The organism is Mycolicibacterium baixiangningiae (assembly GCF_016313185.1).
GTDB classification, from domain to species: domain Bacteria; phylum Actinomycetota; class Actinomycetes; order Mycobacteriales; family Mycobacteriaceae; genus Mycobacterium; species Mycobacterium baixiangningiae.
In genome coordinates this window covers 1,011,511-1,024,631 of the sequence record NZ_CP066218.1, presented here as the reverse complement: position 1 = coordinate 1,024,631, position 13,121 = coordinate 1,011,511, and the positions used below count along the sequence as shown (strand labels likewise).

At 65.7% G+C, this 13,121-nt stretch carries 11 protein-coding genes; 10 read left to right on the top strand and 1 reads right to left on the bottom strand.

The genetic code is table 11. The features are described 5' to 3' along the window. The first annotated feature begins 53 nt into the window (after nucleotides 1-53). The 10 genes from I7X18_RS04785 to I7X18_RS04740 all read left to right on the top strand — a co-directional run bounded on the left by I7X18_RS04785 (nucleotide 54) and on the right by I7X18_RS04740 (nucleotide 12,491). On the top strand, nucleotides 54-1,487 hold the full coding sequence (locus I7X18_RS04785) for a gamma-aminobutyraldehyde dehydrogenase (RefSeq protein WP_198730528.1): 1,434 nt from the start codon (nucleotides 54-56) through the stop codon (nucleotides 1,485-1,487). A 64-nt stretch (nucleotides 1,488-1,551) separates the two neighbouring features. Then, the gene (locus I7X18_RS04780) at nucleotides 1,552-1,866 is read left to right on the top strand and encodes a RedY/HapK family protein (protein ID WP_198730527.1); all 315 of its coding nucleotides are present in this window, start codon (nucleotides 1,552-1,554) and stop codon (nucleotides 1,864-1,866) included. Next, nucleotides 1,863-3,596 carry a phytoene desaturase family protein gene (locus I7X18_RS04775; RefSeq protein WP_193044310.1) on the top strand — a complete coding sequence of 578 codons (1,734 nt, stop codon included), beginning with the start codon at nucleotides 1,863-1,865 and terminating at the stop codon, nucleotides 3,594-3,596. The genes I7X18_RS04780 and I7X18_RS04775 overlap by 4 nt, the downstream gene beginning before the upstream one ends. Before the next feature lie 21 nt (nucleotides 3,597-3,617). Then, a complete protein-coding gene (locus I7X18_RS04770; RefSeq protein WP_193044311.1) occupies nucleotides 3,618-5,102 on the top strand; it encodes an APC family permease in 1,485 nt (494 codons plus the stop codon). 144 nt (nucleotides 5,103-5,246) lie between these two features. Further along, nucleotides 5,247-6,755, top strand: coding sequence for a sugar ABC transporter ATP-binding protein (locus I7X18_RS04765; RefSeq protein WP_193044312.1), 1,509 nt, complete (start codon nucleotides 5,247-5,249; stop codon nucleotides 6,753-6,755). After that, nucleotides 6,752-7,717, top strand: coding sequence for an ABC transporter permease (locus tag I7X18_RS04760; RefSeq protein ID WP_193044313.1), 966 nt, complete (start codon nucleotides 6,752-6,754; stop codon nucleotides 7,715-7,717). The genes I7X18_RS04765 and I7X18_RS04760 overlap by 4 nt, the downstream gene beginning before the upstream one ends. Continuing rightward, the gene (locus tag I7X18_RS04755) at nucleotides 7,714-8,757 is read left to right on the top strand and encodes an ABC transporter permease (protein ID WP_193044314.1); all 1,044 of its coding nucleotides are present in this window, start codon (nucleotides 7,714-7,716) and stop codon (nucleotides 8,755-8,757) included. The genes I7X18_RS04760 and I7X18_RS04755 overlap by 4 nt, the downstream gene beginning before the upstream one ends. After that, nucleotides 8,754-9,779, top strand: a complete 1,026-nt coding sequence (locus tag I7X18_RS04750) for a sugar ABC transporter substrate-binding protein (RefSeq protein WP_193044315.1) — start codon at nucleotides 8,754-8,756, stop codon at nucleotides 9,777-9,779. The genes I7X18_RS04755 and I7X18_RS04750 overlap by 4 nt, the downstream gene beginning before the upstream one ends. A gap of 25 nt (nucleotides 9,780-9,804) precedes the next feature. Then, nucleotides 9,805-10,194, top strand: a complete 390-nt coding sequence (locus I7X18_RS04745) for a N,N-dimethylformamidase alpha subunit family protein (protein WP_198730526.1) — start codon at nucleotides 9,805-9,807, stop codon at nucleotides 10,192-10,194. Then, a complete protein-coding gene (locus I7X18_RS04740) occupies nucleotides 10,191-12,491 on the top strand; it encodes a N,N-dimethylformamidase beta subunit family domain-containing protein (RefSeq protein WP_193044317.1) in 2,301 nt (766 codons plus the stop codon). The genes I7X18_RS04745 and I7X18_RS04740 overlap by 4 nt, the downstream gene beginning before the upstream one ends. Nucleotides 12,492-12,662: 171 nt before the next feature. On the opposite strand, the gene I7X18_RS04735 is transcribed toward I7X18_RS04740, so the two are convergent. Continuing rightward, nucleotides 12,663-13,019, bottom strand: a complete 357-nt coding sequence (locus tag I7X18_RS04735) for a hypothetical protein (RefSeq protein ID WP_193044318.1) — start codon at nucleotides 13,017-13,019, stop codon at nucleotides 12,663-12,665. Nucleotides 13,020-13,121: the final 102 nt, after the last annotated feature.

Genomic DNA, 13,121 nt, shown 5'->3' with positions numbered 1-13,121 from the left:
GGCAGGATTTCGACCGGCGTCGGCCGCCCTGATGTCGTTTGGAGAACCAATTCATGGCAGACAGCCAGCTCATGTACGTAGCGGGCGAACATGTCCCCGCCGCGAGCGGCGCGACCGAAGCGGTCATCAACCCCGCCAACGGCGAGCAGATCGCGACGGTGCCGGCCGGTGATGCCACCGACGTCGATCGTGCCGTCGCTGCCGCAGAGCAGGCTTTCGAGGACTGGGCTGCCACAACGCCGGGCAAGCGCGCCGAGTTGCTGCTGAAGCTCGCCGATCGTCTCGAAACCCATGCCGAGGAGTTCGCGCAGCTGGAATCGCAGAATGTCGGTAAGCCGATAGCTGTTGCGCGCGAAGAGATTCCCTTCGGCGTCGACAACATGCGCTTCTTCGCCGGTGCGGCCCGCGTACTGGAGGGCCGCGCAGCCGGGGAATACTCCCCCACCCACACCAGCATCATCCGACGCGACCCTCTCGGTGTCATCGGCAGCGTCGCGCCCTGGAATTTCCCCCTCGTCATGGCGATCTGGAAGATCTGCCCGGCGCTGATGACCGGAAACACGTTGGTCCTCAAGCCCAGTGAGCTGACCCCGCTGACCACGTTGCGGCTGGCCGAGCTGGCCGCCGACCTGTTCCCGGCGGGGGTGTTCAATGTGGTGACTGGCCACGGCGACACCGTCGGCGCGGCTTTGACCGGCCACCCGCGGGTCCGGATGACCTCGCTGACCGGTGACACCTCCACCGGCAAGATCGTCGCCCGCGCCGGTGCGGGGAACCTCAAGCGCCTGCACCTCGAGCTGGGCGGCAAAGCGCCGGTTCTGGTGTTCGACGACTGCGACGTCGAACTGGCGATCACCAAGATCTGTGAGGGCGGCTACGGCAACTCCGGGCAGGACTGCATGGCCGCGTCGCGGGTGTACATCGCCGACGGCATCTACGACGAGTTCGTCACCGAACTCAGCCGCGCCGTCGGCAAGGTGACGATGGGTGCGCCTGCCGATGAGTCCACCGAGATGGGCCCGGTGATCTCCGAGCGTCAGCGCGACCGGATCGCCGGCTTCGTCGACCGGGCCACAGAGTCCGGCCCGGCCTCACTGGCCGTCGGTGGCCTCGGCGCCGGACCCGGTTTCTGGTACCGACCGTCGTTGGTCGTCGATGCCGCACAGGACTCCGAAATCGTGCAGAGGGAGGTCTTCGGCCCGGTGGTCACCACCACCCGCTTCACCGGCGAGGAGCAAGCCTTCGCCTGGGCCAATGACGTCGAATACGGCCTCGCCGCTTCGGTATTCACCCGCGACGTGGGTCGGGCGATGCGGGCGGCACGCAAACTCCAGTTCGGCACCGTCTGGATCAACGACCATCTGCCGATCGTCTCGGAGATGCCCCACGGCGGCTTCAAGCAGTCCGGCCACGGCAACGACATGTCGATCTACTCCGTTGAGGAGTACACCGAGATCAAACACATCATGATCAACCTCGAATCCTGATCGATCCTGACCAACCTTCCTGGAGTTTCATACGATGACCGCCCCCAGCCGCTCAGTAGTAGCGGTGAACCTTTTCTCGATGTTGCCCGGGGTGAATCCGGCTGACTTCGAACGCTTTTCCGCCGAGGTGGACCGGCCGACATGCCTGGCCCACCGGGACATCGTTCGACGCTTCGAAGCGTTCCGCGTCGACGAGGCACCCGACGGGGCGCCGGCAGACATCTTGGAAGTCATGGAGGTCACCGACTGGGCGGACTGGGAGCGACTCCGCGACACCCACCCGAGCATGAGCCCGGTCATCGACGGCTTCAACGCCCTCGTGGACCCGGCCACCGTCCGCACCTACTTCACCCACGTCATCCCTGGAGAGCCCCGATGAGCATTACCACCGCCTACGACGCGATCATCGTCGGCGCCGGCCACAACGGTCTGATCACCGCTGGATATCTGGCCCGGGCCGGTAAGAAGGTCCTCGTCCTGGAAGCCCGCGACGTGGTAGGAGGCGCGTGTACCAGTGAGGAACTGATCCCCGGGTCCACGTGGTCATCGTGTGCGTTCATCGCCAGTCTGCTTCGCCCGCAGATCATCGCCGACCTGGAATTGGAGCGCTTCGGGCTGGAGATGTACCAGACCGAGGCCAACGAAGTCAGCATCTTCCCCGACGGCAGCCACCTGTTCATGTGGAAAGACATGGACAAGACCCTCAAGGAGATCGAGAAATTCTCCAAGCGTGACGCGGCCGCATTCCTCGACTTCGGGTTGCGGGTCAAGAAGTTCGCGTCCATCCTGACCCCCTTCCTGCTGTCTCCCGCACCCAGCCGCTCCCAGGTGCTGGCCGCGTTCGAGGCCGCCGGCGCCGAGGATCTGTTCAACGAGATGGTCCTGCTGTCCACGAAGGACCTGCTGGACCGCTACTTCGACAACGAACACATCAAGGGTCTGTTCACCTTCTTCGGCATGATCTCGGTGTGGGGCGGCCCGTCGACCCCGGGCACCGGGTACGTCTACGGTCACCACTCGGTCGGTGAGTTCAAGGGCACGCTCGGCCAGTGGGGCTTCGTCAAGGGCGGCATGGGTGGTATCACTCAGGCGTTGGCCCGCAGCGCCGAAGCCTACGGCGTCGAGATCCGGATCCAGTCGCCGGTCAAGCAGGTCGTGGTCACCAAGGGTGAGGCCACGGGCGTCACATTGCATGGCGGACAGACGATCTCGGCGCGCACGGTGATCTCCAACGCCGACCCGCAGCGGTCGATGCTGCAGCTCCTGCCAGCGGGCGCGATCGATGCCAAGTTGACCGCGAAGCTGGAGAACTACGACGCCCGCGGGTCGATGGCGCGCATCCATCTGCTGATCGACGAGCTACCCGACTACATCGGCTTCCCTGAGGGGATTGAAGGCCCGCAGCATCAGGCACAGGCGATCCTCGGCGCCTCGATCGAGAATTTCGAACGAGCATGGGAAGCCGAGCGCCGCGGCGAAATCCCCGACGACTTCGTGATCGAAGCCGTCATCCAGTCCACCCACGACTCGACCCTGGCGCCGAAGGGTAAGCACACCATGACCCTTGGCGTGCAGCAACTTCCGTTCGAGCTGGCGGGGACCGACTGGGATACGATCCGCGACGAGTGGGCGGACCGAGTGCTGGAAGTCCTGTTCCGATACGCGCCCAACCTGCGCAACCACATCGTCGAGCGGGTCATCATCACCCCGAAGGACCTCGAGCGGGATTACGGTCTCACCGGCGGCAACATCTTCCACGGGTCGATGTTCTTCGATCAGCTGTTCAACAACCGGCCCACCCCGGAACTGGCCGACTACCGCACCACGGTGGCCAACTACTACCTGTGCGGGTCGGGCACCCATCCCGGTGGAGGCGTCATGGGCGCCAACGGACACAACGCCGCGAAGGTCGTCATCGCCGACCTCGACGGCACGCCCGCACCGACGGCCGCGCGTGTCGGCCCTGCACCCAAGGCGGGGGCCATCGACCGCGCCCTGGAGACGGTCATGGAAACCAAGGCCGGCAAGAAACTCGGATACACCGTCGCGACCAGCCCGGCGCTGCGCAAGGTCGTCAAGTTCGCCGCTCGCAGTAAAACCTCCCGTTAACCCCACGACAAAGGACACGACATGCTTGACCAGGACGATCCCAAGCCGCTGGCCACCGCAAAAGTATCCCCCGATGGGCCACCGGGTCTGGCGCGCAACCAAATCGGCGTACTCGGCATCGTGTTCTTCGTCGTGGCCGCCGCCGCCCCGCTGACCGTGGTGGTGGCCCTGTTCCCGGTGATCATCGGCGCGGGCAACGGGGTCGGCATCGCGGGCGCCTTCGTCGTCGTCGCTGTCGTGCTGACGGTTTTCGCGGTCGGCTACGTCGCGATGAGCAAGCACATCACCAACGCGGGTGCGTTCTACGCGTTCATCACCCGAGGCCTCGGCAGACCGATGGGGCTGGGCTCGGCCTCGCTGGCGATCTTCGCCTACGACGCGATTCAACTCGGCGTCATCGGTGGGTTCGGTTACTACGGGGCGGAATTCGTCAACAGGCACAGCGGCGCCGCACTTCCCTGGTGGGTGTTCTCGTTCCTGGCCATGGGGGCTGCACTGTTCCTCGGCGTCCGCCAGATCCATGCCGGCGCGCGCGTCCTGGCGGTACTGCTCACCCTGGAAACCGGCGTCATTCTGGTTCTCAACATCGGCATCCTGGTCAACTCGCCGACCCCCCTATCCGAGTACTCCCTCGAACCGTTCGCCCCCTCGGCGGTGTTCGCCGGCGCGCTCGGTGTCGCGCTCATGTTCGCCCACGCGTCGTTCATCGGATTCGAGGGCACCGCCATCTACGGTGAGGAGGCCAAGGACCCCAAGCGCACCGTCCCACGGGCCACCTACGCGTCGGTCATCTTCATGGGCGTGTTCTATGCCGTCACCGCCTTCCTGATCGTCAACGCCGTGGGCGTCGGCAACGTGGTCGGGCTGACCGAAACCGAGGGTGGCAACCTGGTTTTCGCCGTGAGCGACAGCGTGTTGGGCCAGATCGGCACCGAGGCGTTTCAGCTGCTGGTGATCACCAGCCTGTTCGCCGCGATCCTGACATTCCACAACAACGTCGCCCGCTATCTCTATTCGCTGGGCCGCCAGGGCGTCATCTGGGCGCGACTGGGCACCACCCACCCCACACGCAAGTCACCAGCCGTGGCCTGCTACGTGCAGATAGCGATGGTCGCGATCGTGGTGGCCATCTTCGCCGTCCTGGGTCTGGACCCGTACACCACCTTGTTCACCTGGTGGACCGGCGTGGGCGCGGCGGCGATCATCCTGCTGCAGACCATCGCCAGCATCGCGATCTTCGTGTTCTTCCGCCGCTCGGATGTGGACAAGCGGCCGTGGAACACCTTCATCGCGCCACTGCTCGGCATCGCCGGTCTCCTGCCGTTTCTCTGGTACGCGGTCACCGGTATGGATGTCCTACTCGGTGGCGGAGGCTGGCTGCAGATCAGCTTCACGACAATGCTGTTCGCCTCGCTCGCCATCGGCCTTATCGGCGCCTACCTCATCAAGGCCCGTTCGCCGCAACGCTACGCGCAGCTGAATTCCACACTCGGCGACCGCGTCTGACGCCAGGCCGGAGAGTCCGCTCCGCGGGTATCGCCGGTACCCGCCGAGTCTCCGCCTGCGGCGAACCGCCGGCCGCGCGGCCAGCTTTCGTTGCTCAGCGTGCCATCGTCCTTCCTCACCCCGTCCCCACAGGAGTTTGAGCCGGTGCCGTCGCCACAACACGAAGCCGTCCACGACGAGTCAAGCGCCTCCCCACTGCTTGCAGCCGAATCTGTCAGCAAGAAGTACGGCGAGGTGACGGTTCTGCAGTCCGTTGACGTCGAATTCCTCGCCGGCGAGATTCACGCCCTTCTCGGCGAGAACGGCGCCGGCAAGAGCACTTTGGTCAAGATCTTGGCCGGCATCATCGCCCCCAGTGGTGGCCGAGTCGTCGGTCCTGCCTACGACGACGACGTCGCGATGGTCTTCCAAGAGCTCTCGGTGGTGCCGCAGCTGTCCGTCCTCGACAACCTGGCACTGGCAGGACGGGCGAACCGGTGGCTGGTCCCCTACCGGCGCCTCCGCGGGCGGGCTCGCCAGGTTCTCGATGCCGCCGGCCTGACCGATGTCCATCTCGACCGACCCGTCGAGACGCTGTCATTGGCGCAGCAGCAACTTCTCGAGTTGGCGCGTGGGCTGATCCGCGATGCGCAGGTGCTGATCCTTGATGAGCCCACCGCCACGCTTTCCGACGTCGAGATCCGCCGCGTTCACACCGTGACACGTAATCTCGCGGCCGCCGGACATGCCGTTCTCTACATCACTCACCGGCTCGGCGAGGTCATGGAACTGGCCGACCGGGTGACCATTCTCCGATCTGGCCGAGTCGCGGCCACCGGCCGCCGATCCGAGTTCACGATGCCTGCCATTGTCGAGGCCATGTTGGGCGACGCCCACACCGTCGTCACCAAAAGCGTTCCCAACGAACGTGACCGCGATACATCCAACATGCTGGAGCTGACCGGGCTGACCGTCGAGGGCCGTTACGAAGACGTCGGCTTCACCGCGCGCGACGGCGAAATCGTCGCGCTGTTCGGTCAGGTCGGCTCCGGCGCCGACGATGTCGTGCGGACACTGGCGGGGTTTCTGCCCCCGCACCGAGGATCCATCACGTTGCGCGGCGATGCCCTCGCTGTCCCGAGCCGCGTGGCAACGAAGCGCCGGGGCATCGGATACGTGCCGGCGGATCGCGCGACCGAGGGTCTGTTCCTCGATACCGCAGTGACCTTCAACATGTCCTCGAGCGCGCTGAGCCGCATCAGTGGCACCCAGGTGCTCAGCCGGAAGCGCGAACGCGAGCTCGCGTGCGAGATGGCCGACGCTGTGGGGTTCGACCGGAAGCGGCTGGACGAGGACGCGTCGGCGTTCAGCGGCGGTAACCAGCAGAAGGTCGCCATCGCCCGCGCGCTCGCGATGCAACCGCAGTTGTTGCTGATGAGTGAACCGACCCGCGGCGTCGATATCGGGGCGCGCGCGGAGATTCATCAGGCGCTGCGCCGCTTGGCCGCCGAGCACGTCTTGGTGGTCGTCTACAGCACCGACATCGTGGAGATCCGCGACCTCGCCGACCGTGCGGTCACCATGTACCGCGGGAGGACGGTCGGCAGCCATTGGGTCGATGACACCGACGAGACCACGCTGATCACCGAGATCCTGCACGGAGAGCCGGTATGACTCTCACCGACCTGCGGTCCTCGCTGCGGGCACCCCGGCTCAGCACCACCGCCACCGGGTTGGTCACCGCTGCCACGATCGCACTGGCCGCCGTCGCCACCGTCACCATCGATGCCTTCCCCACCGCGTCCAACATCCGCGGTCTGTGCCTGTCGGTGTCCCTGATCGGAATCATCGCCGTCGGACTGAGCTTCATCACCATCGCCGGTCAGGTGTTCTCGCTGTCCATACCCGCCCTGGTCGCGTTGTGCACCATCACGTTCGCGTCCAACGGGCAGTTCGGTGTCGTCGTCGCGGTGCTGCTCACCGTCGCCCTCGGCACCGCAGTCGGCGCGCTCCAAGGTATCGTCGTCGGCCGATTCGGCGCCGACCCCATCATCGTCACCATCGCCTCGGCCGCCATCCTGGTCGGCCTGGGACAGCTGTGGACCAACGGGCAGACCGTACTCAGCGACGGCAACAACTCCGTGCTCAACATGAACGTGCTCGGTGTCCTGCCGTTCCAGACCGCTGTGTTCCTCGTTCTCACCATCGTTCTGCTGTGGGTGCTACGCCGAACCGTGTTCGGTCGCCAACTGACCCTGTTCGGACTCAACGAGCCCGCGAGCCTGGTGTCGGGGTACCGCCGCACTGTGCTCATCACCGCAGCCTTCGCCATCTCCGGCGCCACGACCGGCCTCGCGGGAGCGCTGCTCGCGGCCCAGTCCAACCAGGGGCAGCTGATGTCGGGAGCCGGTTTGGGTTTCGACGCCATCGTGGCCGTCGTCGTCGGCGGCGTCGCGATCGCCGGCGGTGTGGGCACGCCTGTCGGAGCCGCCATCGGCGCCGTGTTCGCCGGACTGCTCAACAACGTCGCCGCCCTGGCTGGCCTGAGCTACGAGATGCAGCTCGTCACCGAAGGCGTACTGATCCTGCTCGTCGTGCTGATGTCCGGCGTCCTCAAGACGAAGAGTGCGCGATGAGCAAAACCCTCACCCGCTCCACCTATTGGGGCGCCCGCACTCTGCTGACGTGGTTGATCGCCCTCATCGCGTACGTAGCGTGCGCCGTGGCGGTGCCCGGGTTCTCCAGTGCCGGGAACCTCTACGCGCTGATGCAGGTCTTCGCGACGCTGGCGTTGGTGTCGGCCGGCCTCGCCGTCGTCATGATCACCGGCGAATTCGACCTCTCGATCGCTGCGACGTTCCCCCTCGCCGGCCTGATCACCGTGCAGTACGCCGACGAGCTGGGCCTGGCCCTCAGCGTCGCCGTCGGCGTCGGCTCCGCACTGCTCATCGGACTGGTGAACGGCCTGGCCACCGGGGCGGTGCGGATCGCCTCCCTGGCCGTCACCGTGGCGACGATGATGCTCGGCATCGGTCTCGGCTACCTGGTCACCGGCAACAACGTCGTGACCATGGCCGACTATCAACCCGGCCTGGAGCTGACCGAGCCGCTCCTCGGCGTCCTCTCGAGGCAATCCGTTCTGCAACTCGCCTTGGTGGCCCTGCTGATCGTGGTGGTCAAGCGGGCCTGGTGGGGCCGGTTTCTCTACGCCATCGGCAGCGACGGCATCCGCGCCCGGTCCACCGGCCTGCCCGTCACCTCGAGCGTGGTCGCCGCCCTGGTCCTCTGCGCCGGCTGCGCCGGGATCGGCGGCGCCCTCGAAGGTGTCGCCCTGGCCACTGGGCAGCCGGGCCCGAACAACGCGTACCTGCTGCAGGCCGCCACCGCAGTGCTCATCGGTGGGATCGCGCTCACCGGCGGACGCGGCTCCCTGGTCGGGGCCGTGGGCGGGGCGTTGCTGCTCGCGATCCTCAACAACGGCCTCAGCCTTGGCGGCGTCGCATCGGCGACCATCCAGCTGGTCAACGGCGTCGTGTTGGTCGTCGTGGTGATCTGCGATCGTCCACTACGCCGACTGGTGCAACGCGGCTCACAACGGCTCGTCATCGCCGAAGGCCAAACAGCTTCCGCCGCAACGGCGGCGGAGTCCACCACCCTCGACGAAGGATCCCGATGAACCGAATTCGGATCGCCACGATGGCCACGCTGACTGTCACCCTTACCGTCAGTGGCTGCTCAACCGGCGGCGACAACGGCAGCGCCGCAGGGGGTTCCACTGAGGGGGTCGAGGGCCAGTCCGCCTACGTCCTGACCCTCCCCCGCTCGAACCCCACACAATCCAACTTCGCCGACACGGTCACCGAGGACCTCGAGGGCGCGGGCCTCAAAGTCGTGACCGAGTACAGCGAATACGGCGCCGGCGCCGACCAGATGCAGAAGTTCAACCAGGCGCTGAGCACCAAGCCCGCCGCGATCGTGCTGTGGCCGACCGATACCTCCTCCCTGATCCCCGCCTACGCCCGAGCGCGCCAGCAGTCCCCCGACACCAAGATCGTCGTCGGCATCTACCAGCCGGCCACTGATGACGACAACCTCTATGACGCGTTCTGGGGCTACGACGAAGAGAAGATCGGCGCCAGCAGCGCGCAGGCGATCGTGGACGGGCTCACCGCCCGAGAAAAGCCGGTGCAGGGCACGATCCTGCAGATCGAGGGCTCTCCCGGGGGTGCCACCACCATCCTGCGGAAGAAGGGATTCGAAGAGACCCTGGCGCAGATCGCACCGGATCTGAAGATCGTGTCGTCGATGACCGCCAACTGGGATGGCACCGAAGCGACCACCGTCGCCGCGCAGATGTTCTCCCGCCACGCCGCCGACAACATCGTCGGAGTGTTCGCCCACTCCGACGTGATGCTCGACGGCGCCATCCTCGCCGGCGAACGCGCCGGCACCATCGCCGGCCGGGATTATGTGGCCGTCGGCGCCGACTGTGACCCGGTGGGCTACCGCAACATCGAAGCGGGCAAGCAGTACGCCACCGCACTGTGGGATCCGTTCGCGCTGGGGCACACCGGCGCTGAGGTCACCGTCGATCTCCTCAGCGGCGGAGAGGTTCAGAAGTCGACCACCCTCGAGGCGGCGACCATCACCAAAGACAACCTGGCCACCTGTGACGAAGCCGTCGGCAATTACCAGTGACACGAAAGGCACAGCATTCATGCCGTTGACCGGACAGACGGTGGTCGAGGATCGCAACGCCGAGATCCGTCGGCGCTTCGATGAGCGCCGGCGCGCCGCACTTCGCGACGCAGTGACACCCGAGACCATCGACGAGTTCTGCAGCGATGTGATCGGCAGGAAGCCGCGAACACTCGCGTTGCGCCACCTGCTCAACTTCATGCGGATGGCGCCGATCGAAGGGCGCACCTTCGCCTACGCCGCACCGTCCTACGAAAGCTATTACCTGGCACGCCTGCACGCCGAGCGCGGCGTGCCACCGACCGTCGACACCTCTCGTACCTTCCGCACCAAGGAGGACGCCATCGCCGCCGCGTTCCTCGAGCGGGCGCACGAGATCACCGGCATCGGCTCAGTGGAAGCAGACAACATATGAACAGTGCACTTCGGTTGCGCGGCTACAACTCTCGGCCTAACGTGGCGCCCGGCGAATCACTGACGTTTCATCTGGCGCACACCGGCGACGGCCCTGTCGATACGCGACTGTTGCGTATGTACAACGGCAACCTCAACCCCGCAGGTCCGGGAATGCGCACGGTGCACATCCCGTCGACGCTCGACCAGCGACTGTCCGTCGCGGACCAGTTCACCCAGAGTGGCGGCTTCGTGCGGATCCCCGACCCGGACGGCAGGCTGGTCGGCGCCGACTCCTTCACGGTGCACTTCTACGTGTGGCCGACTCTGCCCTCGCTCGGCCGGCAGGGTCTGATGTCGCGATGGGACGACCACACGGCCACCGGATGGGCGGTCGTCCTCGAGCCGGAGGGGCTCACGGTCCTACTCGGCGACGGTGCGGGCAACACCACCCGCGTGTGCACAGGAATGCCTCTCCTCAGAGAGGTCTGGTATTCGGTGGTCGCCGTGGTCGATGTCGCCGCCAATACCGTGACGCTGTCCCAGCGGTCGGTGATCAACAGCACCAACAGCATTTTCGGGCTCGTCGTCCCGTTCGACGGGTCCGCCGATACGGTCGATACCGCCGCCGCACCCGGGGACTCGGGCACCGATGCGCTTCTGGGCGGCATCGGCGTCCGCAGCACCGTCGAGCCCCGACAACGCGTCACCGCGGGGTTCAACGGCAAGATCGACGCGCCCCGGTTCTGGTCGCACGCCTTGAACCCCGATCAGATCGCGGACTGCCACGCCGCACGCGACAAATGCGCGCCCGCCGCGGCATGGCAACTGGGACAGGACACCTCGGTCGCCGGCCCCGGACTCGGGGACCGGGTGGAAGAACCCGTCGCCGGGTTGATCGGTGAATGCGTCAACCAGCCCGATCGAGGAATGACCGGCTGGAGATGGTCCGGCAAGGAGTTCAACTTCGCCCACGCGCCCCACGAGTACGGAGCCATGTGGTTCCACAACGACTCCCTCGACGATTGCCGCTGGCCGACGACCCTCGAATTCACAGTTCCGGCAGACCTCGCCAGCGGCTGTTATGCCCTGGAGTGTAAGGAAGTTCGCGAGGACGGACCGGAGACGTTCTTCGTGCCCTTCTTCGTCACCGCGCCGCGAGGTACCGCCACCAGCCCCATCCTGTTGCTCATCCCCACCTTCAGCTACCTGGCCTACACCAACAGCCAGGTGTATCAGAACACCCCGATGGGTCAGCTCGGCAACGGGCACATCACCGTTCTGGAGGATCTCGACTTCGCCATGAACAGTGGGATCGACCAGTACGGACTGTCGTGCTACGACAAGCACCTCGACGGCCGCGGCGTGCAGTACTCCAGCTGGCGGCGACCGCAATTGAACATGCAGCCCAGCTACCAGCACGAGCAGAGCTCCCAGGTGTGGCAGTATCCCGCAGATCTGCATCTGGTCTGCTGGATGACCGATCGCGGGTTCAACTACGACATCGCTACCGATCACGACCTCCACACTGAAGGCGCAGAGCTGCTTTCGCGCTACACCACGGTGCTGACGGCCACCCATCCGGAGTATTACTCCGCCGAGATGATCGATGCCTGGGAGATCTATCTGGCAGGCGGAGGCCGCGGAATGTACCTGGGCGGCAACGGGATGTACTGGGTCACCAGCGTCGCGCCCGACAAGGACCATGTCGTCGAAATCCGCCGGGGGGAGAACGGCGACCAGTCATGGCGGGGGCGTCCGGGCGAGCTTCAGCACTCAACCACCGGTGAGAAGGGTGGTCTCTGGCGGATGCGCGGCCGCGCACCGCAGAAAGTGTGGGGCACAGGGTATGCCGCTCACACCATGGCAGTGTCGACCTATTACGAATACCTCTCAGACGTCGCCGATCCGGGGGTCGCATGGATCACCGAAGGCGTCGACACGAGTGAGCGCCTCGGCGACTTCGGCTTGGTCAACGGCGGCGCCGCCGGCCTGGAGGTGGATCGCTACGACCTCGACCAAGGTAGTCCCCCGCACACGCGGGTTCTTGCCACCTCCGTGGGCCACGACCAGAATTCGATGCTCACGACGGAGGAGATCTACGGGGCGAACCCCGCGACCAACGGAGAGGAAAGCCCGTTGGTGCGAGCGGACATCACCTACTTCACCACTCCGAACGGTGGCGCCATGTTCGCGACATCCTCGATGAGTTGGTGCGCAAGTCTCTTCCACCACGACGGTGACAACGCGGTCGCGCGGATAACGGCCAACGTGATCCAGCGTTTCAGCGACTCGGCCCCCATCGAGGAGGTGATCTGACCGGTCAGACAAGACCCGCAGCCTGCGCGATCAAAAGTCCTGGCAGGACCACGGCCAATGCAGCTGGGGCAGCGATCATCCCGACCAGCATCCCTCGTCCGATCTGCCCTGCGGCTCCGGGGCGCGCCCTGAGGGCTACCGCGATCGCTAGTTTCCCGTGGTTGCATCGCCTCAGCGGAGAAGTTCGACGATCTGACCTTTGATCGCCCAGCGCGCATCGACTGCTTCAGCGGTGAGCACCTCTCCGGCAACGCAGAGATGATCCGCGGGATCCCACTTGACGCCTTCGCGGTAGGGAGAGACGAGCCGTGGTACGGCGCCGAGCACGGCTCGGCGTTGATCGAGCAGACAACGCTCGATCTCCTCCGGGCGTGCTGGGAGATCCTTCACGAGGCGGGTTACTACGTCCGGCAGGACCGACGTATCGGTGTGGGCTTGGAAGGCACAGACCACCCCGTCGATAACGCCCTTCATCAATCCACCTATCACCGGGCGGCGTTCGAGGTGCGGCCGGATCTCGACCTTCACTGCGAATGGTGTCCCGCGCGTAGCTGCTGCCGGCACCTCGACTTCGGCCTTTCCGCACGCGAGAGCGAGCCACACCTGTGCCAACTTCTTTTCACCGACGAA

Coding starts and splice junctions, on each gene's coding strand:
- I7X18_RS04785 (WP_198730528.1), top strand. CDS start 54: ATGGCAGACAGCCAGCTCATGTACGTAGCGGGCGAACATGTCCCCGCC.
- I7X18_RS04775 (WP_193044310.1), top strand. CDS start 1,863: ATGAGCATTACCACCGCCTACGACGCGATCATCGTCGGCGCCGGCCAC.
- I7X18_RS04770 (WP_193044311.1), top strand. CDS start 3,618: ATGCTTGACCAGGACGATCCCAAGCCGCTGGCCACCGCAAAAGTATCC.
- I7X18_RS04760 (WP_193044313.1), top strand. CDS start 6,752: ATGACTCTCACCGACCTGCGGTCCTCGCTGCGGGCACCCCGGCTCAGC.
- I7X18_RS04755 (WP_193044314.1), top strand. CDS start 7,714: ATGAGCAAAACCCTCACCCGCTCCACCTATTGGGGCGCCCGCACTCTG.
- I7X18_RS04750 (WP_193044315.1), top strand. CDS start 8,754: ATGAACCGAATTCGGATCGCCACGATGGCCACGCTGACTGTCACCCTT.
- I7X18_RS04740 (WP_193044317.1), top strand. CDS start 10,191: ATGAACAGTGCACTTCGGTTGCGCGGCTACAACTCTCGGCCTAACGTG.